1 protein-coding gene is annotated in these 323 nt (G+C 70.9%); it reads right to left on the minus strand.

The window, feature by feature from the left end; genetic code table 11:
• Positions 1-323: methionine adenosyltransferase domain-containing protein (locus tag M1O15_RS31295; protein WP_248637625.1), on the minus strand; the 323-nt coding region annotated here is incomplete at both ends.

Here is a 323-nt window from a genome sequence, read left to right on the forward strand (position 1 = left end):
GTGCGGTCGGTGCGCTCCCAGGTGAAGTCGGGCAGCTCGCGGCCGAAGTGGCCGTAGGCGGCGGTCTGGGCGTAGATGGGCCGCAGCAGGTCCAGGTCGCGGATGATCGCGGCCGGGCGCAGGTCGAAGACCTCGGTGATGGCCTGCTCGATCCGGGAGACGTCGGTCTTCTCGGTGCCGAAGGTCTCCACGAAGAGGCCGACCGGCTCGGCCTTGCCGATGGCGTAGGCGACCTGGACCTCGCAGCGCGAGGCGAGTCCGGCGGCGACCACGTTCTTGGCGACCCAGCGCATGGCGTAGGCGGCCGAGCGGTCCACCTTGGA

The sequence above is a fragment of the Streptomyces lichenis genome, from assembly GCF_023218175.1.
GTDB classification, from domain to species: Bacteria; Actinomycetota; Actinomycetes; order Streptomycetales; family Streptomycetaceae; genus Streptomyces; species Streptomyces lichenis.